We start from the raw sequence: 23,109 nt of genomic DNA on the forward strand, positions 1-23,109 counted from the left end.
ACATTCAATAAACTATTATCAATCACTTTTATCTTATCATTATTACAACACTACTAAGGCTCGCATGACCAAAAAGCAAATTAACTGGGTAGGATTTTTAGTTGGAATTTTACTGTTCAGTATCAGTTTATTCCGTGAAACTTTGTTTATTAATTCTTACTTCGGAATTTATACATTACTATTTCTGAAATCTGCTTCTATATTAGTTTTAGGCTACTTCTTTGCCAGAATCATTGGTGTCAGACCCATCAGGTTTTTAATAGTAGGTATCTGTTTTGAAGCCTTCATACGATTGACAATGCCATTCGCTGGCCCAATCAACGATAGGGTTAAGAAAATATATAAATACCCGACTTTAAAAAATATCATTTTCCCGATAACCGATTATGCCCAGAATATAGCCCGTAATATTGGCTCAGATATGGGCTCGGTTCAGTACTTTGAAACAGGGAGCAGATATGACGAAGAACTCTTTTATACCTTTGAGCCAAGCCAGTTCAGCTTTAAACATATTAATTTCGATAATGAATACAGCATTAATTCAAAAGGTGCAAGAGACGACGAAGCCTCATTGCAGAAGCCGGAGATAATTTTTATTGGTGATTCATTTACTACCGGAATAGGTGTAAATCAGGACGAAACTTTTTCGAGTAAAGTAGAAAAAGCATTGCAGAAGAAAACCCTTAATATTGGAGTACCTTCTTATGGCACAGCAAGAGAGTCATTGTTTCTGAAAAGATTCGATTTAGACTCTTGTAAATATATAGTATTGCAATATTGCAACAATGATGATAATGAGAATAAGGCCTTTGTTGATAATAATTTCAAACTCAATAAAAGGTCTGAAAAAGACTACAAAGACGCCCAGATTTATAATGAATTGGTTTTACATTATTATCCTTTCAGATATACCTATTCATTATTCGCCAAGAAGTTGCTCTATACCTTAGCAGATTTGATGGCTAAAAAAACGACCAGCCAACCGCAGGCAAAAGCAGTGACTAATGACCCAGTTATAAACTTCTTTAAGATTCTTCAAGGCATACAAGCTACTTACCCTGAGAAAAAAATTATCGTTTTTGAATTGGGTTTATTTGCTACGTCAGAAGAGTTTTACAAGGAACTAAAAAAACTGGTAGAAACTCATCAACTTAAGAATGTTGAACTGATAGACACCTCAAAATTCATCAATTGCGATGGATGCTATTATAGCCTTGATTTTCATATCAAACCCAAGGGGCACCAGCTAATGGCTGATACATTGGTGAATTACCTGAAAAAATAAAAAGCCTGATTGTCGGTCAGGCTTTTCAGATATATTTCTAAATCAGAATTTAGGACAAGATAACTCCTTCTTCATTCTTCTGCTTCTTGACCTTTTCTTTTCAATCGGGTCAAACTGATAAGCTATTGAGATTTCGTGCGAACCACCTGTTGAAAACCCTAAGCTTGAAACAGTAATATCGTAGCTATAACCAATAGAAAAATTATCCTGCCGTACCCCAACTAAAAAAATAAGCGCATCATGATTGGTACGTGTAATGTCTTTTTTCTTAATCGGGATACCTCTGTACCAAAGCCCCAGAGTAAGTGGTGAATAAGTAGCATAAAAACCCAAATCCAATTGGTCGAACTTACCTTGTCTTTTATATAAGAATGCAGGCGATACCGAAAACTCTCTATCTACATTAGCTGCATTTGAATACGGATTATTTAATGGGATTCTTAAACCTCCGCTTACGCTTATTTTCATGGGTACAAATGATTGCTCTCCGCCAAGTGCCGAATTGAAAGTAAAAGAAGGCTGAGTCAGATGATGGGTAGATACCCCCAACCAGGATTTACTGTTATAAAATAAGGCTCCGGCACTATAATCTATGTATTGGATGGGTCTGATATTTCTCGGGTCTCTTATCAGAGGGTCATCAGTCGGAAGACCCGTATAGCCTGAATTGGTGTATTGGTCGCCAAAAGTAAGTCCCAAATAATTAAGTGTTTTATTGGCATAAGTTCCTTGTACTCCCAGGCGTAAGAAGTTTTCTTCGTTGATTCTTACCTGATAAGAGTAAATAGCACTGAATTCTGTACTTTTTATTCTGGCCGGACCCTGAGAGTCGTTAGTCGCTAAAATACCGATACCACTATTCAATTTTTCTATATAATGATCAAACGAAAAAGAAGCAGTAACAAAGTTGGCGTCAATAGAAGGCCACTGGTTGCGGTAGTTGGCAATCAATCGGGGTGCATAGGCTCCTCCTGCAAAGGCAGGATTCTGGTATAAAGGGGCTGCATAAAACTGCGAAAACTGGGGGTCTTGTGCCAGGCTATTCAAGCAAACTGTACACAAAAGGACAATTCGTAAATAAAGTTTTTCCATTGCCTATGTTTGATAGGAGATATGATGTTTTTCTAAAGCAAATTTCATTCCAAAGCACGGTTTTAAGTTTTATGAAAAGGTTTTTATACGAAAATACTGTTTTTTGTAACATTTATCTACAAAATAACGTCATAGATATAGTTTTGGTGTAAATCAACTAAAAAATGTAGATTGTTGACCAATAACGAAATGTTTAAGCTCGAATATCAAATATTTTTCTTTTAAATCTCGTTAAAATTTTTAGAAGCAAAGTCTTACAATTTTGATTTATTTTTAATAAGTTTAGTATTTATAATATTTAACGAACTATGTGGGGTGGTATTGGTACTAATCTAAGGATTTTTTTTATTGCAGCCACATTATCTTCTACTTCTATTTTATCCTTTTGTCAGGAGTTCTATGTAGGTGGTAAAAAATGTATAAGTGTTCCTGCTACGCCACCAGGGCCGGGTGGAGGTACTGGTGGGCAGGCGCAGAGTGCAGACTGTAATGAGCCAACCGTTTTTTTTGACACAAATCCGAATACAACCGCCTGGCTATGGGATTTTGGCGACGGTAGTGCTACTGCTACTACCCGTAACCCACAACATAGTTATGCAGCGGTTGGTACTTATACCGTTACATTAACCCGTACAATAGGTGCTGTTGTGCAGCCCCCGGTTACAGAAACCGTAACCATCAGCCAGCCGCCTGTGCAACCCATGTTCTTCAAAAAAATCAGTGCCGATACTACTGTTTGCGATGGCAAGACCGTCACATTAAATCCTTATAAAGATTCAGGCCCTCCGGCAGGTGTAACCTACCTGTGGTTTCCGAAAGGACAAACAACGCCAACCATTGATGTTGATTCGGCAGGCTGTTATTCAGTAGAAGTGTTTGACCCCTCTGGTCAGTGTTCACGCATAGCAAAAATCAATGTAAAATTCTGTTTACAGGAAACCAGTAGCGGAGGCGGTGAAAAATGGTATTTTGGCAAAGGTGCTACGCTTGAGTTTGGGTTAAATCCTGCATCAGTGCTTCCGCCTGATACATTGGCCAATAGTGGAGACCTTTTTGAAGACCCTGAAGAAGAAGACCCGACGTATATACCTGTAGAACCAAGTTCCAGCAATGCGCTTGATACACCCGAGGGCGCTGCTATGGTATATGGTCCTAAAGGCAGTCTGTTGTTCTATACCGATGGGGTAACAATATATGGTAGCAACGATCAGCCATTGGCGTTTGTGCCTCCGCTTACTGATAGTAATTTAGGCGGAACTAATACATCAACGCAATCTTCGCTCATTATTCCAAAGAATTCCTGTAATGAGTGCCCGCATCATCTTTACTATGTTTATACTTTAAATAAGACAACGGGGCTTTTATCTTACAGTGTAGTTGATTTACGCAGAGATGATGGTAAGGGAGCCGTTGTAGAAAAAGATATTCCGGTGAGTTTTACAACCAGCCCGCAGATTGCCACCAGAGTAGCATTTGATGATAGTGGGAATGAGGTAGGCTACTACATCTATTCGCACGATAGTAAAACAAACGAGTTCAGAATACTGAAAGTTGATTCTACGGGTACAACAGAAAAAGTGCAGACCTTAGGAATGATTCCCTCAGATACAACAGGCTATATGCGCATTTCTCCGTCGGGGGACAAGTTAGCAATGGCCATCGTAAAAAATGGGAAAAACTATATTGAAGTATATGATATAAATACCGAGACCGGAGATCTGACACTAAGCCTGACTATTGACCTGAAAACTACTGCGCCCCCCATGGTGTATGGCCTGGAGTTTTCGCAGGATGGTGAGAAACTATATACTACCCTGAGAGGAGACCCCTCTAAAGGCAAGAAATCTTATTTATATCAACTGAATCTGAATCGTAGAGATCCGGTTGTTATCAATAATACAAAAATCAGAATAGATTCGTCAGCAACCGATATTTTTGGTGCCATACAAATGGGGCCTACCAATGCAGGTGGTGGAGGAGCTATCTATATGGCGGTAGATGGTAGCGATAGAGTGCCTTATATTTCGCAGCCCGAAGTAGTGGGTAATGCAAGTGAAGTGGGCTATGTGCCACTTACCGGAGGCTTTGGCGCAGAAGTAAAAGGTACCAGTCGTTACGGATTTCCGAATGTGGTTCATGCCAAACCTATACAGGACGGCGAAGGGTTAAGTGCTACATTTGAAGGTACCTGTCAGGGTCAGCCAACAATATTTAAAACCCAAGGAATATGTAGTCCAATGAAAAACAAAGTCTCTTGGGACTTTGGTGATGGGGCAACCGGCAATGGCACAGAGGTTTCTCATACCTATGAGAAAGAAGGTAGGTATATTATTAAAATGACCGTTGACGTTTTCTCGGAAACCTTCATCAGTAAGAATGTTAATATTCCGATTGTAAGTAATCTTTTAGGTAATGCGCTCAGAGAGAATTGCAATACATTTACGGTAATAGATACCGTTTATATTAAACCTACTCCGGTGATTAACCTCCCTGATTCGGCCTTTGTCTGTGTACTCAAAGGGGCAACTTTACTCTTAGACCCTAAAGCCCAGAGAACCTTTGACCCTCAGTATCTCTGGAGACCGACTTCTGAAACTACTCCAACCATTACCGTCAGTGCTTTGGCAACCTATAGTGTTGAGGTAGCCAATAAGTTTGCTTCAAGAAGTGGTAATGTTTTCTGTCCGGCAAAAGATGAGGTAATAGTAAAAGAGGGGTGTGAACCACTATTATTTGTACCGGAAGCATTTACACCTAATGGAGATGGTATTAATGACAGGTTTGAATTACCCAATGAATTTATCAAAGACTTTGACCTGAAAATTTATAACCGCTGGGGTGAAATAATTTTTGAATCTTTCGATACCGAAAAACTGTGGGACGGTACCTATAAGGGTAAACTAATGGCTCCCATGCTTTATGCCTTTGTGGTGAGTTATAAAAGTCTGTATTTTCCTTACCGACCGAAAATAACCAAAACCGGAGGTATTCTATTAATAAAATAAGATTTCTTCAAAAATACATAGTAGGTCATTTCCTCTGTAAAACCTTTGACAAGATAGTTCAATTAAAATATCAGATACTGATACTTTAAATGGTTTTTCTATAGAAAACACCGAAAATATCGTATATTTGATAAATAAAAAAGAGAGATTTCTCACCGATTTCATGCGACAAGATTATATAAAAGGAGATAGCGAAGGACTCTCACCGATAGAAAAAGAAATAGAAAAAGCCCTGCGACCTCTTTCGTTTGACGACTTTACAGGACAGGATAAAATTCTTGAAAATCTGAAAATCTTTGTTCTGGCTGCTAAACAAAGAAAAGAAGCACTTGACCATGTACTTTTGCATGGCCCTCCGGGTTTAGGCAAAACCACGCTTTCGCATATCATTTCTAACGAGTTAGGTACTAACATTAAAATAACTTCGGGTCCGGTTTTAGACAAGCCCAGCGATCTGGCAGGTTTACTAACCAACCTTGATTCTTTTGATGTTCTTTTTATTGACGAGATTCATCGGCTGAATCCTATTGTGGAAGAGTATCTTTACTCGGCGATGGAAGATTATAAGATAGATATTATGCTTGATTCTGGCCCTAATGCCCGAAGTGTGCAGATTAGCCTGAATCCGTTTACCTTGATTGGAGCTACCACCCGTGCAGGATTATTAACCTCACCCCTCCGTGCCAGGTTCGGTATCAATTCCCGGCTTGAGTATTATGATGCTGAATTGCTGTCTAAAATTATCAAACGCTCTTCTTATATATTAAATACGCCCATCAGCGATGAGGGTGCTTATGAAATTGCCCGACGTAGCCGTGGTACACCCCGTATTGCTAATAACCTACTCAGACGTACCCGGGATTTTGCACAGGTAAAAGGGAACGGAAAAATTACTTTAGAAATTGCAGAAATAGCCCTGACAGCCCTTGATGTTGACCAGGACGGCTTAGACGAAATGGATAACCGTATTCTGCAAACCATTATCGAAAAATTCAAAGGTGGCCCGGTAGGATTATCAACCATTGCTACAGCAGTAGGAGAGGAAGCCGAAACCATTGAAGAGGTTTATGAGCCATTCCTGATTCAGGAAGGGTATCTGAAACGTACCTCACGAGGAAGAGAAGCTACTGAAAAAGCTTACAAGCACCTGAATATTTTGCCTAAGTACCGGATGGGCGAGTTGTTTTAGAAGAATACATCTTCAAATTGCCGGATTTCAAAATTCTGCCCGACAATAATAGCAATAATATCGAAACGTATTTTGCCTCGCCAGTCTTTCTGATAAACATAGTTTTCGGCTGTTTTCATGAGAAGGCTGGCTTTGGCTTTTGAGATTGTCTGTTCAGGAAAACCATAAATGACTTCGGTGCGGGCTCTTACTTCTACAAAAATCAGCCAGTTATCTTTTTCGGCAATAATATCTATTTCTCCTTTGCCAAATACATAGTTTCGTTGAAGAATCTTATATCCTTTTTGTAGCAGAAAATTGACTGCCATTTCTTCTGCTTTATTTCCGGTCTCATTATGTTGTGCCATCGGTTGAGAAATTTGTGGGGCGAACCTTTGGTTCGGCAAAATTCGGCAGGATTTTATAAGCCTTTCCATGCCCCGGTTGTGCAGAGAAATAATATTACCAAACGAACTTTTAAAAGCTATTCAGATAACTAAGCTAACTCCGCAATGACAGTCTCACCACCCACAGGACGGTCATCAATATTTACTAAGATTTTAGCATCAAGCGGTAAGAAAATATCAATTCTTGAACCGAATTTTATAAAACCAAATTCAGTACCTTGCTCTACTTTTTGCCCTTCTTTTACATACCAGCATAAACGACGAGCCAAAGCCCCTGCTATCTGTCTGAAAAGTACTTCTGTACCATTGGCATGTTTTACTACAATGGTTGTTCTTTCGTTATCAGTACTCGATTTCGGATGCCACGCAACCAGGTATTTTCCGGCATGATATTTAAAGTAAGAAACAATACCCGAAATAGGATTGAAATTGATATGCACATTGATAGGCGACATAAAGATAGATACTTGTCGGCGCGGTTCTTTGAAATACTCCGTTTCTACTACTTCCTCAATCACAACCACCTTTCCGTCGGCAGGAGCAATTACGTGCTTTGAATTTACCGTGGTAGTGCGGGTAGGCTTGCGGAAGAATTGAAGAATAATAAACAAAAAAACAATACTGACACCAATGAGTACATTATGCACAAGAGTATTGTCCGGTACGAAGTAGCGCACTAACCCGTTAAGAATTACTAATGCAATAATTGTTAGAGAAATGGTTCCTGTACCCTCTTTATGTAGTGTCATTTTTAATCTGCTGGTTTTTTGAACCACAAATATAATCAACGCAAAGATTTTGCGTTATCTTCACGGCTCAAATATTTATCATATTGTGTGAATAACCTGTGGATAAGTGGGTGTTTCACGTGGAAAACTTTCTAATCTTCTATGTATCAATTGTTTTTTTGGCAGAACTGGTCTAAAACAGAGAAACTCATAAGCGTATGTATTTTACTGATTCTGCTGTTTTCATTGGTGTTTTTAGGCTTCTATTGGTATCATGGTCTTGATAGTGTTATTCACTGGGACGTCTTGAGTGAATTAGATGAAATACCTACAGTTACCAATAGTTTTTCAGACGGGCAATTGAAATACACCATTAACGGAAATGCCTATCTGGTAAAAGAGCGTTTTTTAGCCTCAAAAATGGAAACCAATGTGGGGGCAACTTATATATTCTTAGGTTTATTTGTCATAGGGATTAATCTTTTACTATCGGCCTTTTCGGCTTTGCCCCGCTATTGGTTTTTAGGGGGTATGGTAGCTTTAGCTGGCGTATTCATTACATTCAGATTAGAAAATGTTTTTAATATTACTAATCAGGCAGGCTTTCTGGTGGCGTTTGCAGGCTTTGCAGGGTTAGCTTTTTATTTGAATAATTTTGCCACTAAAGCCAGTTTCATTAAAAGATTTACAGGTTTTCTGCTACTGACTATTATTGCTTTCTGGGTTATTCAGTCTTTCTCAAAAATAAGTCATCCATTCTTAGCACTTGCCTCGTATGGCTTATTGTCTGCTATCGTTTTTACCGTGCTGTTTGTGCTGCTCATCGCGCACGAAATTGTAGCTTCTTTGGTTTGGGTGGTTTCAAATTCAGGTATTAAGGGCAAAAGTTCACTAAATCAGTTCCTGATTGTTTCGAGTATTTACTTATTAAATATCCTGCTGATATTCTTAGAAAGACACCAGTACATTGACTGGAATATTCTTGCTCTCAGCCCCATGGTATTATATATTATTTCAACAGTTCTGGGTATATGGGGTTTCAGAAATGTAAGCGAAGAATCTGATAGTTTCAATTTCAGAACCATCGGTGCCTGGTTATATCTGGGGCTGGCAATTATAGCTACGGCAACTATCAGTTTAGCATTTGCCACAGGTAATGACCCTCTGATTGATGCTTTTCAAAGTTTTATTATAGGTGTACATCTGGTAATGGGTTTTGCCTTTTTCTTGTATGTGATACTTAATTTTATACAAGCCATGCAGAAGGGTTTACCCATACATAGAATACTGTACAGACCACAATTTTTAGAACTGTCTCTCTTTCGTTTAGGGGCATTGGTGGGTATTGTTACATTGTTTTCGCTGAAGAATTTTTATATATACTATCAGGCAAATGCCGGGTACTATAACACGATTGCTGATTTTTATAAGGCAAGTAATGATTTATCTTATGCCGAAGCCTTTTACAAAGAAGCTACCCATAACGATATTCGCAATCATAAGTCAAACTATGCTTTGGCTACTTTGGCTATGGAAGGAAACGATAAAAACAATACAGGAGCATTTCTGAAAAACGCTTTAGAGAAAAACCCAAGCCCTTATGCTTACGCAGGATTAAGTAAGGTTCTGCAGGAAAAGGATATGTTTTTTGATGCCTTGTTTACGCTACAAGAAGGTGTTCGGAAATTCCCGGCTAATCAACAGCTATTAACTAATTTAGCCTGGCTATATGAAAAAACTAAAGTAACAGACTCGACCTTATTTTATCTTAATAAAGCCAAAGAAAACTGTACAGATTGCGATTTGGCTGATGCCAATCTGTTGGCTTATCGTCTGAAATATGCTAAAGCTGATACGCTGAAAAACCAAGCAGAAGAAAAAAACAGTATATCTATTACCCTTTTAGCTAATCAATCAGCTAAAAGGATAAATGAGATAAGTACGGCAACACTAAAATTGGGAAGTGATTCGGCATTGAACGTGAGTCAATTTGCGTTGATTTATAACCATACTACAGCAGCCACCGAAAAGTCGCTTTTGTCGGGCAAAGATTTACAGAAAATTCAACAAAAATCAGCCAATCAGGGCTTTTATGAAGATTTAGAGTTTGCCATTGCTTCTCAGAATTATTACAGAGAAAATAAAATAGAAGGATTGAAGCAGTTAACGATACTTGCCAACGATTCAACCAGAAAAAAGCAATTATACAATCAGGTTGTGGGTATGTGGTATTTGCAACAGGGGGTATTTGATAAAGCCATCGTACACCTGACAAGAGCAGGTGATAAAGCCTCTGCCGAGGTCTTGCAGAAACAGGATTATGTGATTTCTATCCCAGAGTACCAACAGGCACAGGCAGAAGAGTTGTTAAAAAATGCCAGAACCAAAGCGGATTTTGATAAGGCACTTAGCAGAAGCCCTTTGAATCCTGTGCTCATCAGTAAAACATTAGATTTTTATAATACAAAATTGAACAAGCCTAATGAGGCATACAATCTTGTTTTCAATGCCTTGCAGGTAAACGATAACAGTGTTGAACTCTGGAAATTGTATGTATTACAATCTTTAAAAGTCGGGGTAGAAAATTATGCCGAAGAGGGGCTTGAAAAAATTCGTTTACTGGCAAGCGCTACCGATTACCAAGCGTTTCTTTCCACCTATCAAGCCCAAAAAGCATTGATGGAAAAAAGCAAGGTTGGTTTTGAATGATGAAATATATTTGAACTTGAAATAATGAGGCAGTACCTAAATGCCTCATACACTCATGTACTCACTCATTAAGAATTACTAATGAAAATAATTGAGACTACCAATATTTCTAAGCGCTACATTATGGGTAGCGAAATAATTGATGCTTTAAAGTCAGTTACCATTTCAGTCAACAAGGGAGAATACGTGGCATTCATGGGGCCGTCTGGTTCAGGAAAATCTACACTGATGAACATCATCGGTTGTCTGGATTCTCCGACGGGAGGACGTTATGTATTGAATAACCAGGACGTGAGTAGTATGAGTGAGAATGAATTAGCCGAAGTAAGAAATAAAGAAATTGGTTTCGTTTTTCAGACTTTCAATCTTTTGCCTCGTCAATCTGCTTTAGAAAATGTAGCACTACCACTTATTTATGCAGGCTACACCAAATCTCAACGCACCGAGAAAGCCATGCAGACGCTTAAAAACGTAGGTCTGGAAAACAGAGCCCATCACAAACCAAATGAATTATCAGGTGGACAGCGTCAACGTGTGGCTATTGCCAGAGCCTTGGTGAACGACCCCAGTATATTACTGGCCGATGAACCTACTGGTAACCTGGATACAAAAACCTCTTACGAAATCATGGAGTTGTTTGATCAGCTATACTCAAAAGGTAATACGATTGTAATGGTAACGCACGAAGAAGATATAGCCCGGTATTCGCACAGAATTGTTCGGTTACGCGATGGTCTGGTAGAGTCTGATAAGGTGAATGCTACGCCAACTAACCCCCGGGAGATGGCAAAATTGTTTGCTGAAAAGACCAAAGAATAATTTTTAGAGACGTCTTAAACTAATCGGCATTTTTTTTCGTTAATAATCATATATCAAATACCATAACTAATTTAACTTATTACTATGAAAAAAACAGTATTACTACTCTCATTTTTATTCTCAATTACTTCTTTAGTTTTTGCACAAAAAGCGAGTCCACATGTAACTGCTGAAAGCAAAAATGTAAAAGTAACTTATGGACAACCCTCTAAAAAAGGACGTGTAATTTTCGGAGGCTTAGAAAAGTTCGGAACAGTGTGGAGAACGGGAGCAGATGAAGCAACAGAAATTACTTTTGCCAAAGATGTAAAATTTGGTGGTAAAGCAGTAAAAGCAGGTACTTATACACTTTTCTCTAAATTAGGAGAGAAAGAGTGGACAATCATATTAAACAGTGAGTTGAAACAATGGGGTGCTTACGGCTACGAAAAAATCAAAGACAAAAACGTAGCAGAAGTAACAGTACCTGTAAAAACATTGTCAACGCCAGTTGAAAAGCTAACAATCACTACTGATGATAAGGTTTTAACCATCGCCTGGGATACCACTCAAGTGAGTGTTCCCATGGAGTTTTAGGGTTTAGGTAAGTGTAGTGATAAAAAGCAGAGGCATGTGCTTCTGCTTTTTTTGTTGCCTGCTTATATTAATATGGCACGAAACATGTTATTTTTACATAAATTCCAGATGTCAGAAAAAAGAGTAAAATTTTTTTAGACATTGGTCGTTTGTATAGAGAAGTAAAATGGCGTTTAACAAAAATGAGAGTTCTACCAATAATCATCTTAGGAACAGGCCTTTTAACAGGTATTCATGCTGTGGCACAAACCCCGACACCAAGTTCGGTTCCGACTGCTAAGAAAAGAAAGGCAAAAGATATATTAAAAGATGCCGTTGAAATAGGCGGTGGTCCTAAGGTATCGGCTGGTGCTTCTGCGTCCGGAGGTGTTTCTTCTTCTGCTTTGGGCTCTAAAGATGGGTCTGTAGCCTCACCTAACCTGAATATTTCAAGTGTAGATGATGCCAAGAAATTTGCCACAGAAACCTTACCGGATTTGGGATTAAAGATTTCAAAGAGCTTCAAGAAGGTAAAGAAAGAACTGAAAAGTCTTAAAAAAGAATTTAACGGCCGAGATTATGAGGGTTTGAAAGTAGAAAAACAGATTCTGCGGCAGGGAAGCGGTAGCCGACTAACCTATAGTGAGTTTTATACGCTGAAAGAATACAAACAACCCGATTTATACAGCCGTCATTTATTCTGGTTCGATCATAAAGCTAATAGAATAGTAGAAGGTATAGGACGAGACAAAGAAAGAAATGACCTGATGCACGGGCCCTATAAAAAATATTTAGGTGATCTATTGGTAGAAGAGGGGTGGTATTATATGGGTACAAAACACGGCCGCTGGGAGCTATATGATAAAAACAATAACCTGCTTAATAAAGAATATTTTGAGAAAGGCTTCTCTCGTGACGCCACTATCAGTTACTATGATGAGTCAAAACATAAAATCAAAGAAGTGATTCCTAAAAACTATGATAAGGTAACCGGTGAATACTTTCTGTTTAACGAAAGTGGCACACTGGCCGAACAGGGAATGATGGATGATAGTGTGAAAATAGGCCAGTGGGTAGAGTATTATCCTACCGGAAACAGACGTAAAAAAGAAGTTCAGTATGGCAAAGATTGTTTTGATACTACCTTTGAATCATACATAATCAGAGAATATGACGAGCGCGGGAAGATGGTTTTTGAGTCTCCGAAAGTGAAGAAAAATTAAATAATTTGATAGAAGCAAAAGGCTTTTTTCTTAGTTTTTCTCATTTTTTTTCTTATCTTTGTTAGTGCTCTTGCAACGCAAAGAAATGACTACACTATCCGCTGATGATTTAATTTACGGCTATATAAATGGTATTTTTCCGATGGCCGATTCTGATGGAACACTTTATTGGTACTCTCCGGACCCCCGTGCCATTATACCCATAGATACCTACAGACCCCCCAAATCTCTGAAACCAATCATTAATAAAAATTTATTTGAAGTCCGTATCGACTACGATTTTCGGGCGGTAATGGAAGCATGTTCCAAACCACGCAGAGACTCAGAAGATACCTGGATTTCGGAAGAAATTATAGATGCCTATACAAGGCTTCATCAGATTGGATTTGCTCACAGTATAGAGGCTTATCTGGATAATCGTTTAGTAGGCGGGCTCTATGGCGTATCTATAGGGTCGGCGTTTTTTGGTGAGTCTATGTTTTATACCGAACCCAATGCCTCAAAAGTAGCCTTTAATTACCTGATGGAATTGCTCAAAAAACAAAAGTTTGAGCTATTAGACACACAATTCATCAATGACAACGTAAAACGTTTTGGAGCCATAGAAATCAGTAAGGCAGAGTACATGAAAAAACTCAAAAGAGCTACCAGCCGCAAAGCCAGATTTACTGAGGTCGAAGTTGAACATCTGTTTAATCCGCTTACTTCTTGAAATTATTAATTCCTTCGTCTAAGAATTTAATAAAATCTTCTGTTGAACTATAACCAATGGCTTGTTTCACAATCAGCTTGCCATTTGTATCTTCAATGACATAATAAGGCTGTGCATTATTATTATACTTGGTAATTTCAAGATCCATGTTTTTATCGCCAATGGTTTCTTTCAATTCCTCGTCGTATTTCGAGATATATTGTTTTTCTTTTGGTAATGCCTTTTTATCATCCACGTACAACGAAGCAATCACAAACTCGTTTTTAAGTCTTTCTAACACTTCCGGTTTAGGCCATACATTCTCTTCCATCTTGCGGCAATTAGCACAGGCATAACCAGTGAAATCGATAAATATAGGCTTGTTTACTTCTTTGGCATAAGCCAGCGCATCGTCATAGTCATAAAAGCCCTGTAAATCGTGCGGCAAGGCTCTGAGCTTAGAACCATCTGCTACTGTCGTGTTCAGGGCTTTAGGAGGCAATAAACCCGATAAAAGGCTTAATTCTCTGCCTTTAACAAAACCGGAAGCCATATAGGCTGTAAATGCAAAGAAGATAAACGCAAAAACCACACGTTGTACACTGTACTTGGTAACCTTATTGTCTTTAGGCAAACGGATAATTCCTAAAATATATAAGCCAATAGCTGCAAAAATAACAATCCAGATACCCAAGAAAAGATTACGGGAAATCAGGTTGAAATGGTAAGTTAAATCAATATTACTCAGAAATTTCAAAGCTAAAGCAAACTCTAAAATTCCGAAAACGGCTTTCATTTCATTCATCCATCCACCCGATTTCGGCAGGCTTTTCAACCATTGCGGGAACATTGCTAAAGAGGTGAAAACTACGGCAAATGGTAATCCAAAAGCAAGCATTCCCCATAAAGGTCTCCAAACTTCACCTTTAGCCGCTAAAATCAATAAAGAACCTACAAACGGAGCTGTACATGAGAAAGAGACTACTACTAAGGTAAGAGCCATGAAGAATATACCTAAAAAGCCACCTTTTTCTGACATTCTATCAATATTATTCACCATGTTATGTGGCAACACAATCTCAAACGCCCCTAAAAGCGAGATTCCGAAAACGACAAAGATAACAAAGAATATAAGGTTAGGAATCCAGTGTGTGCTGATGAAATTAAGGAAAGGTGCGCCAAAAAGTGTAGCAACCAAACCTATAATAGCAAAGACAAACATAATAGACAAACCATAAAATGTAGCTTTGCTTGTACCTTGTGACTGTTTCGTAAAGAAACTAACCGTCATTGGCATAATCGGATAAATACAAGGCATGAAAATAGAGGCAAAACCCGCTAAAAAAGCAGTCAGTAGAAATCCAATCAGTGTATTACTTTCTTGCATAGAGTAGTTTGTGTTGATGAACTTGTCTAAATTTCACCGACTGAAGTCGGCGGCTAAAATAACAAAGGTCTTTTTCTTACATAAGCGGACTTAAGTCCGCTTTAAATACTAAAATTATTCCTTTGTTTTCTTAGACAGCGAATTCATTCGCTGTATCATATAGAGACAAGTTCAATACCGTTATTAACATTAAACAAAAAACTGCCTGAAAAATTTCATCTCAGGCAGCTTTTAACAAAACTTTTACAAATATTATGCCTCTGTTTCAGTAATGTTGATTTTTTGAATTTTATCTCCCTGACGGATAGCATCAACAATATCAAGACCTTCTACTACTTTCCCGAAACAAGTATGGTTACGGTCAAGGTGAGCCGTATTAGAGCGGTTATGGCAGATAAAGAACTGTGAACCCCCTGTATTACGACCTCTATGAGCCATAGATAGCACGCCTTTATCATGATATTGATTATTACCTGTTAACTCGCAAGGAATAGTATAGCCTGGGCCACCTGCACCTGTTCCGGTTGGGTCTCCACCCTGAATCATGAAGTCAGGAATGACACGGTGGAATTTTAAACCATCGTAAAATCCTTTTTTAGCAAGTGTTACAAAATTATTAACTGCAATCGGAGCATCTTGTTCGTAGAATTCGATAAGCATTGTACCCTTATCGGTAATCATCTCAGCTTTTAACATGTGTTTGGTTTCGTTGCGGCGACCCGTTTGAAAATTTAGAATTATATGGAATAAATTTTAAAACATATTTTTAACCACCAATGGTAGTCATAGATTCAGAAACCAGATTTTTTCGGTTTCTTTCAGCCTCAAAACCATCTAAAGCACGGCTTTGGAGTGCTTCGCTAATCAATAACTTAATTTCATCATCAGAAAGTTTCTGACGCATCATATCACGGATATTAAAAACACCATCATCATATAAACAGGTTTTAAAAACGCCTGTAGGCGTTACCCTGAGACGATTACAAGTACCACAAAAAGTACGGCTGAAAGCAGCAATAACGCCAATGCTTCCTTTAAAGTTCGGAATCTGATAATTATAAGAAGTAGAATTAGGCTCATCTTGTAGACGGTATATTTCAGGATAAGCCGAACGTATTAAATCCATTATCCGGCCATAACTCCAGAAATTCTGTATCTGGTCAGGTCGAAGCCCGGCCCCATTAAACGGCATTTCTTCGATAAACCTTACTGATACGTTCTGGTCTCTTGCCAGTTCTACCATTGATAGAATATCTTCATCATTTTTCCCTGACATTACTACTGTATTAATTTTCACAGGAATATCATGTGCTAAGAGTGTCTCTAATGTCTCCCATACTTTTGGAAATTCATCCCGGCGGGTTATTTCATAAAAGCGTTGGCGGTCGAGAGAGTCTAAACTCAGATTTACTGAATTGACACCTAATTTTTTCAACTCAGGCACGAGCGGAGCGGTCAATACCCCATTAGTTGTAATATTGATTTTATTAATCCCCTCAATCTCTGATAGTTTCCACAGAAACGGCATTATATCTCTTCTCAGAAACGGCTCACCTCCGGTAATACGTACCTTGCTGATACCCATTTCGGCCAATATGGTTACTAATCGAATCATTTCTTCATAGCTCAACAAATGAGGTTTGGGCAGATACTGAATGCCTTCTTCTGGCATACAGTAAAAGCATCGCAGATTACAACGGTCTGTAACTGCTAACCTCAAATAATTGATTGGTCTGCCATGATTGTCTATGAGCATAATGAGCTATTGAGTGATTTTGTGATTTAGTGAATGAGTGATTAGGCTGCTTCGCAGTAATTGTTTTAATTATGAATTGTGAATGGCGAATTAGCGAATAGACTATAATAACTGAATTTATTCGCATAAAGTGCCACAATATATATTTGTAACATAATTATTCACTAATTCGCCATTCACGATTCGCAATTAAAAAGTAATCACTCAATCGCTCATTCACTAAATTCCCCCTAAAATTACTCACAATCCCACAAAAAACAAAAGAGGCATGGAAACCCATGCCTCTTTTAAAGATATGATATAAAATTATGCTACTGCCTCGGCAAGTACCAGAATTTTGTTTTTTACTACTTCTACCACGCCACCATCTACCACAAATGTTTGTTTTTTGCCATTTGCTTCGATCACCAAATCACCTTTGGCAAGTGTACTGACAATAGGAGCATGGTCTTTCAGAACCTGAAAACGACCTTCGCTACCAGGGAAAGAAACTGAGTTTACTTCGCCAGTATAGACTTTTTTATCGGGGGTAATTATCTCTAAATTCATGATTATTGTTTGTTCGCTTCTGCAATCAGTTTTTCTCCTTTCTCAACCGCAGCCTCAATAGTTCCAACAAGGTTGAAAGCTGCTTCAGGAAGACGGTCATGCAAGCCATCCATGATTTCGTTAAAGCCTTTGATTGTGTCGTTAATATCAACCAAAACCCCTTTCAAACCTGTAAACTGTTCAGCTACGAAGAATGGTTGAGACAAGAAACGTTGTACACGACGTGCACGAGACACGATTAATTTATCTTCTTCTGACAACTCTTCCAAACCAAGGATAGCGATAATATCCTGTAACTCTTTGTAACGTTGTAAGATATTTTTTACACGTTGTGCGGTGTTGTAGTGAGCATCGCCCAATACAGCAGCAGAAAGAATACGTGAAGATGAATCAAGAGGGTCCACCGCAGGATAGATACCCAACTCAGAGATTTTTCGGCTCAATACCGTAGTAGCATCTAAGTGGGTAAAGGTTGTTGCAGGAGCAGGGTCGGTTAAGTCATCGGCAGGTACATATACCGCTTGTACCGATGTGATTGAACCACGTTTGGTTGACGCGATACGCTCTTGCATATTACCCATTTCAGTTGCCAATGTTGGTTGGTAACCTACGGCAGATGGCATACGACCTAATAGAGCGGATACCTCAGAACCAGCTTGTGTAAAGCGGAAGATATTATCGATAAAGAAAAGAATATCACGACCTTTGCCTTCGCCATCACCGTCACGGAAGTGTTCCGCAACTGTAAGACCTGATAAGGCTACACGAGCACGTGCTCCCGGAGGCTCATTCATCTGACCGAAGATAAAGGTTGCTTGTGATTCTTTCAAAGCTTCTTTATCTACTACGCTCAAATCCCAGCCACCTTCTTCCATTGAGTGTTTGAATGCGTCACCGTATTTCACGATACCAGACTCAATCATCTCACGAAGTAAGTCATTACCTTCACGTGTACGTTCACCTACACCGGCAAATACCGAAAGACCTGCGTAAGCTTTTGCAATATTGTTAATCAACTCCTGAATCAATACGGTTTTACCTACACCCGCACCACCAAACAAACCGATTTTACCACCTTTTACATAAGGGGCCAAAAGGTCAATTACTTTAATACCGGTAAAAAGAACTTCAGTTGAAGTTGCTAATTCTTCAAATTTCGGTGCCGCGCGGTGGATAGACATACCCGGAGTAGTAACTTGCTCCAATCCGTCAATTGCCTCACCAACTACGTTGAACAAACGACCTTTGATAGCATCGCCTGTTGGCATAGTAATAGGTGATCCTAAGTGTGTAACGTTCATACCACGTTGTAAACCTTCAGTACCGTCCATCGCAATAGTACGTACACGGTCTTCGCCAAGGTGTTGTTGTACTTCTAAGACAACCTTTTGACCATTTGCCTTTTCTACTGACAACGCATCAAGAATAGGGGGGATAAACGAACCTTTGCCCTCAAAACTCACGTCAACCACGGGTCCGATAATCTGTGAGATTTTACCAATATTAGCCATTTATGGAGTATTTTAAAATTTAGATAGATTAAAACGAAATAAAGCCTGAAATAGCAACACCTCGTTTTGGGACGCAAAATTAATACTTCTACTTTGCAAAAGCAAAATCTTACGCAAGGATTTTGTATTTTTTTTAGATAGCTCCCCCGTTTTAGGACATTATTATTAATAAAAGCAAAATATGATTTTGGTAAAAAATTGAGAAATTCTCGTATAAACTGTCGATGAATGCTATAGAAATGTCTTTTGAGCCGTTGAATAAAAAAGTATTAAAGCCGAATTAAAATATGACGTAAAAAAGTTGGAGGTTTCAGAATTAATCGGTTTTCCACTTTTCTTCAATGTCTTGCATTCCCTACTTGATTACCTCAAAGTCTCCTTTTTAAGTATAGGCCTTACAAATAGCAACTATCAAGACAATAGAATGGGGCCTTTCAGCTTGTTGATTTATAAAGTGAAGCCAGAATTAAACACTAATCTTCAGTACCATATAAAGATTTTTGGAGTTCAGCATCCCACCAGGTTTTAAAATAATGAGTTTCATCCTTATAAACAGTTAATACAGCTTTATTCCATTTAGTATATGTAGTATCTTGGATTTCTTTAAGTATTTCCAACATTCCTAATTTTGACATATTAATAGGGTAAAACTCTCCATTAGAAGCTATCTGTAAGCAACATGAACCATTTCCAGGTTCTTTAATGTAATATTCTATAATAAAAGTGGCCACATCCCAATTTTTTTCAGAGTTAATCCGGCTTTTACACTTTTCTACAAGTGTATTTACAATTTCTTCCATTTTATGAAAATTAAATAAATTATCAAAACCTTTATTGACAGGGAAGCTCCTTCTATAGTGTAAGTTCGCTCAAACTTAATAGGTCTTCTACTATTACCAGTTGCAGGACTATATATATGGTGACAGAGCCCTCTCGCTTTGAGCAAACGTATAATACAGGCGAGAGACTATTGGGTCAATAATTAAAATAAACGCAGAAAAACTTATAACCTCTCTAATTAGCTATGCTTCCACTTTTCTTCAATGTCTTCCAGACTCATGCCTTTGGTTTCAAAAACAATAAATCTGGCAAAAAGTAGCCCTAATACTACTACTATAGCGTAGATTCCGAATATACCACCGTTAGTGCCCAAAGAAGTAGCCGCCATAATTGGGAAGGTATAAGCCACGCAAAAATCAAATACCCAGTGATTGAAACTGCCCATACTCGAAGCAAATCCCCTGATTTTTAATGGATAAATCTCCGAAATCAATAACCATCCTAATGGCCCTAAGCTGATGGCAAAGAAAATAATATAGACATAAACCCCACCAACTAACATAATTTGTTGTAATTGAGGATTCAGAGAATCTTTTAGAAAAAATGCTAAACCTACGCTTGATAAACAGATAGCTGTACCAATAAGTCCGGTATAGAGTAATGGTTTACGTCCCCATTTATCCAGAAACATAATGGCAAAAATAGTTGCTAATGAATTGGTAACTCCAACTCCAACCGTAGCTAAAGCGGCCGTGTTACCCTCAGGGAATACGTTTTTGAAAATATCAGTCGAGAAATAGATAATGGCATTAATACCCGAAAACTGTTGAATAAAGAAAATGCCAACAGCAATAAATAGAGGGATACGCAGGCGCTTGCTGAATAGCATTTTCCAACTTGCCTTGTTATGTTTCTCGCTGTCTATCACTCTTTTAGTATTGGCCAGTTCCTGTTGAGCCTGTTCAGGTTCACGTAAGCGATTTAATACTTCTAATGCTTCGGTCTCTCGTCCTTTACTGATTAACCATCTTGGACTTTCAGGTACAAACAACATACCTAAAAACAGAATAGCTGCCGGAACAAAACCCGCCCAGAACATACTTCTCCAACCGTCTTCATGCTCGGCAAAGAAATAGCCTACTACATAAGAAAGCAGAATACCTAAGGTTATAGCTAACTGGAAGAAAGTTACCAGTTGTCCACGCATATTGGTTGGAGCAATTTCTGCCAGATAAAGCGGAACAGTAGATGCCACAATACCAATGGCCAAACCTAAAAATAAGCGACCAATAATGAGAAAAGCGATACTTGGCGCAATGGCAGTAATAATTGAACCCACCACAAAAACTAAAGAAGCCACAATATTAATTTTCTTTCTGCCCAGCACGTCTGTCAATGGTCCACTGATGAATGGCCCGAGCATGCCACCTGCCAATACTGCCCCTACAATCCAGCCTTCTGTTTCAGGGCTTGGATTAAAACGAGCTCTTAGAGAAGGGAGTGCCACATTAATAACGCCTGTATCAAAACCAAATAGAAGTCCGCCGGTAGCAGCTACGGCAGCAATGAAATAAAGAAGGGTATTCTTGTTCATAAATGCATAGGTTAAGTTAAAGTAAGAGTACAAATAAAGTAAAAATTTGCGAAAAATTTCGTAAATTCGTATCACGGATTATTAAGGGGACGCCTAATCTCCGTGGCGTTAAATATTGGTCATTGAAACTTGCAGAATGTTTTTAGAAAAAATCTCTCTCTCTAATTTTAAAAATTACCAGGAAGCCTCCTATACTTTCTCTTCACAAGTAAATTGTATTGTTGGTGAGAATGGTAGTGGAAAAACCAATCTGCTCGATGCCATCTACTTTCTTGCCCTCAGCAAAAGCTCTATTCACCATCAGGATGCGCATAATATTAATCATGACTCAGAGTTCATGCTGATTGACGGGGTTTTCAAGAAAAATAACCGAACACATCAGATTACCTGCTCTATTCAAAGAGGTCAGCGTAAAATATTGATGCACGAAAAGAAACCCTATGAGAAAATTTCAGACCACATAGGACAGTTTCCGGTAGTATTAATTGCCCCGGACGATACAGAACTGATTAAGGAAGGCAGTGATGAGAGAAGACGTTTTTTTGATGGCGTACTATCGCAGATGGACAATGAATATTTGAACGACTATCAGCAATACAATCGGATTTTAGAACAAAGAAACAGCCTGCTGAAAATATTTGCCGACCGGAATTTTGTAGATCAGGATTTATTAGATACTTATTCTGACCCTTTGGTAAAATTAGCTTTACGCATCTATAAACAGAGAAGAAACTTTATAGACAGTTTTCTGCCTATTTTTAAAAAACACTATGCCATTATCAGTGAAGGCCGGGAAGAAGTAGAGATTATTTATGAGTCTGAAGTAGGAAGTGGAGAGTTTCCACAGGAATTCCGGTTAAACAGACAAACCGATGTGCGGGCACAACGCACAACCAAGGGTATCCACAAAGATGATTATATATTTGAAATTGGTACCTATCCCATCAAAAAATTCGGTTCACAAGGGCAACAAAAATCATTTGTGATGGCGCTTCGCCTGGCTCAATTTGAAATGATTGAAACGCTGAAAGAAGCAAAGCCTATGCTGCTATTAGATGATATTTTCGATAAATTAGACGATAGAAGAATCCATAGTCTGGTGGAAAGTATCAACAATCATACCTTCGGGCAGGTATTTATTACAGATGCCCGTCCTGAACGTACCCAGAAGATTTTAGAAGAGGTAAAGGCTGAGGTAAAGTATTTTACGATTACTCCTGAGCATAAGACTGTAAACTCGTAAAAGTGTAGCTATTCCCTTTTCCTTTCTCCGTACTACTTTCTCCAATTTTTATCTCACTTTTTCCATTCTCCGTTCTCCTTTTTCCAAAATTTTTCCCTACCTTTGCACCCGCGTTGAAAAAATCGGCGCATTTTTCGCCCCTTTTCTGAAGCAAATGGTTCTTTCGGAGGGGTTCATCTAAAAATCTTTGAACCAATGTCACAAAAAATCAGAATCAAATTAAAGTCATTTGACCACAACTTGGTGGACAAATCGGCTGAGAGAATTGTGAAGGCTGTAAAATCTACAGGAGCCGTTGTAAGCGGACCAATTCCGTTGCCTACTCGCAAAGAAATCTTCACTGTATTACGTTCTCCGCACGTTAACAAAAAATCACGTGAGCAGTTCCAGTTATGTACTTACAAACGTCTGATCGACATTTACTCGGCAAGCCCGAAAACTGTTGATGCGTTGATGAAACTGGAATTACCAAGTGGTGTTGACGTAGAGATTAAAGTATAGTTATCTCTTAATACTGATGTGAGAGGCCTCTGGATTTGTTCAGAGGCTTTTTTTATGCACACAAAGGCTACCTCAGAGAGTGAAGACAAACAAATGAAATTTGAGC

The 23,109-nt window shown here is 38.6% G+C and carries 20 protein-coding genes; 10 read left to right on the forward strand and 10 right to left on the reverse strand.

The genetic code is table 11. The features are described from left to right. Positions 1-64 precede the first annotated feature (64 nt). Complete coding sequence (locus EWM59_RS10835; RefSeq protein WP_130020993.1) at positions 65-1,285, forward strand: SGNH/GDSL hydrolase family protein; 1,221 nt, start codon at positions 65-67, stop codon at positions 1,283-1,285. Positions 1,286-1,327: 42 nt separating this feature from the next. On the opposite strand, the gene EWM59_RS10840 is transcribed toward EWM59_RS10835, so the two are convergent. Then, positions 1,328-2,377, reverse strand: a complete 1,050-nt coding sequence (locus tag EWM59_RS10840; protein WP_130020994.1) for a PorP/SprF family type IX secretion system membrane protein — start codon at positions 2,375-2,377, stop codon at positions 1,328-1,330. A 308-nt stretch (positions 2,378-2,685) separates the two neighbouring features. On the opposite strand from EWM59_RS10840, the gene EWM59_RS10845 reads away from it, so the two are divergent. Next, a complete protein-coding gene (locus EWM59_RS10845; RefSeq protein WP_130020995.1) occupies positions 2,686-5,382 on the forward strand; it encodes a PKD domain-containing protein in 2,697 nt (898 codons plus the stop codon). A 163-nt stretch (positions 5,383-5,545) separates the two neighbouring features. Next, a complete protein-coding gene (gene ruvB, locus EWM59_RS10850; protein ID WP_130020996.1) occupies positions 5,546-6,571 on the forward strand; it encodes a Holliday junction branch migration DNA helicase RuvB in 1,026 nt (341 codons plus the stop codon). Here ruvB and EWM59_RS10855 read toward each other — a convergent pair. Both EWM59_RS10855 and EWM59_RS10860 read right to left on the reverse strand, forming a co-directional pair. After that, entirely contained in the window at positions 6,568-6,918 is a 351-nt protein-coding gene (locus tag EWM59_RS10855) for a YraN family protein (protein ID WP_130020997.1), read from the reverse strand. The two genes, ruvB and EWM59_RS10855, sit on opposite strands and share 4 nt — an antisense overlap. Before the next feature lie 128 nt (positions 6,919-7,046). After that, positions 7,047-7,706 (reverse strand): phosphatidylserine decarboxylase family protein, encoded by a 660-nt coding sequence (locus tag EWM59_RS10860; protein WP_130020998.1) that lies wholly within the window; start codon positions 7,704-7,706, stop codon positions 7,047-7,049. Between the two features lie 141 nt (positions 7,707-7,847). Between EWM59_RS10860 and EWM59_RS10865 the strand changes: the two genes are divergently transcribed. From EWM59_RS10865 to aat, 5 genes are all read left to right on the forward strand, one after another. After that, positions 7,848-10,394, forward strand: a complete 2,547-nt coding sequence (locus EWM59_RS10865) for a tetratricopeptide repeat protein (protein WP_130020999.1) — start codon at positions 7,848-7,850, stop codon at positions 10,392-10,394. An 81-nt stretch (positions 10,395-10,475) separates the two neighbouring features. Further along, the gene (locus EWM59_RS10870) at positions 10,476-11,213 is read left to right on the forward strand and encodes an ABC transporter ATP-binding protein (protein ID WP_130021000.1); all 738 of its coding nucleotides are present in this window, start codon (positions 10,476-10,478) and stop codon (positions 11,211-11,213) included. Between the two features lie 84 nt (positions 11,214-11,297). Next, on the forward strand, positions 11,298-11,789 hold the full coding sequence (locus EWM59_RS10875) for a DUF2911 domain-containing protein (protein WP_130021001.1): 492 nt from the start codon (positions 11,298-11,300) through the stop codon (positions 11,787-11,789). A gap of 182 nt (positions 11,790-11,971) precedes the next feature. Beyond that, the gene (locus EWM59_RS10880; protein WP_130021002.1) at positions 11,972-12,991 is read left to right on the forward strand and encodes a toxin-antitoxin system YwqK family antitoxin; all 1,020 of its coding nucleotides are present in this window, start codon (positions 11,972-11,974) and stop codon (positions 12,989-12,991) included. 85 nt (positions 12,992-13,076) lie between these two features. Beyond that, on the forward strand, positions 13,077-13,703 hold the full coding sequence (aat, locus tag EWM59_RS10885; RefSeq protein ID WP_130021003.1) for a leucyl/phenylalanyl-tRNA--protein transferase: 627 nt from the start codon (positions 13,077-13,079) through the stop codon (positions 13,701-13,703). Here aat and EWM59_RS10890 read toward each other — a convergent pair. The 7 genes from EWM59_RS10890 to EWM59_RS10920 form a co-directional block, all read right to left on the reverse strand. Next, complete coding sequence (locus EWM59_RS10890; protein WP_130021004.1) at positions 13,693-15,069, reverse strand: protein-disulfide reductase DsbD family protein; 1,377 nt, start codon at positions 15,067-15,069, stop codon at positions 13,693-13,695. The two genes, aat and EWM59_RS10890, sit on opposite strands and share 11 nt — an antisense overlap. Positions 15,070-15,321: 252 nt before the next feature. After that, on the reverse strand, positions 15,322-15,765 hold the full coding sequence (locus EWM59_RS10895; RefSeq protein WP_130021005.1) for a peptidylprolyl isomerase: 444 nt from the start codon (positions 15,763-15,765) through the stop codon (positions 15,322-15,324). Positions 15,766-15,835: 70 nt separating this feature from the next. After that, positions 15,836-16,825, reverse strand: coding sequence for a GTP 3',8-cyclase MoaA (moaA, locus tag EWM59_RS10900; RefSeq protein ID WP_130021006.1), 990 nt, complete (start codon positions 16,823-16,825; stop codon positions 15,836-15,838). A gap of 306 nt (positions 16,826-17,131) precedes the next feature. Next, a complete protein-coding gene (atpC, locus tag EWM59_RS10905; RefSeq protein WP_130021007.1) occupies positions 17,132-17,374 on the reverse strand; it encodes an ATP synthase F1 subunit epsilon in 243 nt (80 codons plus the stop codon). Positions 17,375-17,376: 2 nt separating this feature from the next. Next, the gene (atpD, locus tag EWM59_RS10910) at positions 17,377-18,885 is read right to left on the reverse strand and encodes a F0F1 ATP synthase subunit beta (protein ID WP_130021008.1); all 1,509 of its coding nucleotides are present in this window, start codon (positions 18,883-18,885) and stop codon (positions 17,377-17,379) included. A gap of 473 nt (positions 18,886-19,358) precedes the next feature. Next, positions 19,359-19,685 carry a hypothetical protein gene (locus EWM59_RS10915; protein ID WP_130021009.1) on the reverse strand — a complete coding sequence of 109 codons (327 nt, stop codon included), beginning with the start codon at positions 19,683-19,685 and terminating at the stop codon, positions 19,359-19,361. A 218-nt stretch (positions 19,686-19,903) separates the two neighbouring features. Continuing rightward, positions 19,904-21,259: a sugar porter family MFS transporter gene (locus EWM59_RS10920; protein WP_130021010.1), complete on the reverse strand. Its 1,356-nt coding sequence runs from the start codon at positions 21,257-21,259 to the stop codon at positions 19,904-19,906. A 136-nt stretch (positions 21,260-21,395) separates the two neighbouring features. Here EWM59_RS10920 and recF point away from each other — a divergent pair, with 136 nt between their 5' ends. Both recF and rpsJ read left to right on the forward strand, forming a co-directional pair. Beyond that, positions 21,396-22,502: a DNA replication/repair protein RecF gene (gene recF, locus EWM59_RS10925; RefSeq protein ID WP_130021011.1), complete on the forward strand. Its 1,107-nt coding sequence runs from the start codon at positions 21,396-21,398 to the stop codon at positions 22,500-22,502. A 195-nt stretch (positions 22,503-22,697) separates the two neighbouring features. Next, on the forward strand, positions 22,698-23,003 hold the full coding sequence (rpsJ, locus tag EWM59_RS10930) for a 30S ribosomal protein S10 (protein WP_101724935.1): 306 nt from the start codon (positions 22,698-22,700) through the stop codon (positions 23,001-23,003). The last annotated feature ends 106 nt before the right edge of the window (positions 23,004-23,109 follow it).

The sequence above is a fragment of the Emticicia agri genome (genome assembly GCF_004168285.1).
In the GTDB taxonomy this organism is placed as follows: Bacteria; Bacteroidota; Bacteroidia; order Cytophagales; family Spirosomataceae; genus Emticicia; species Emticicia agri.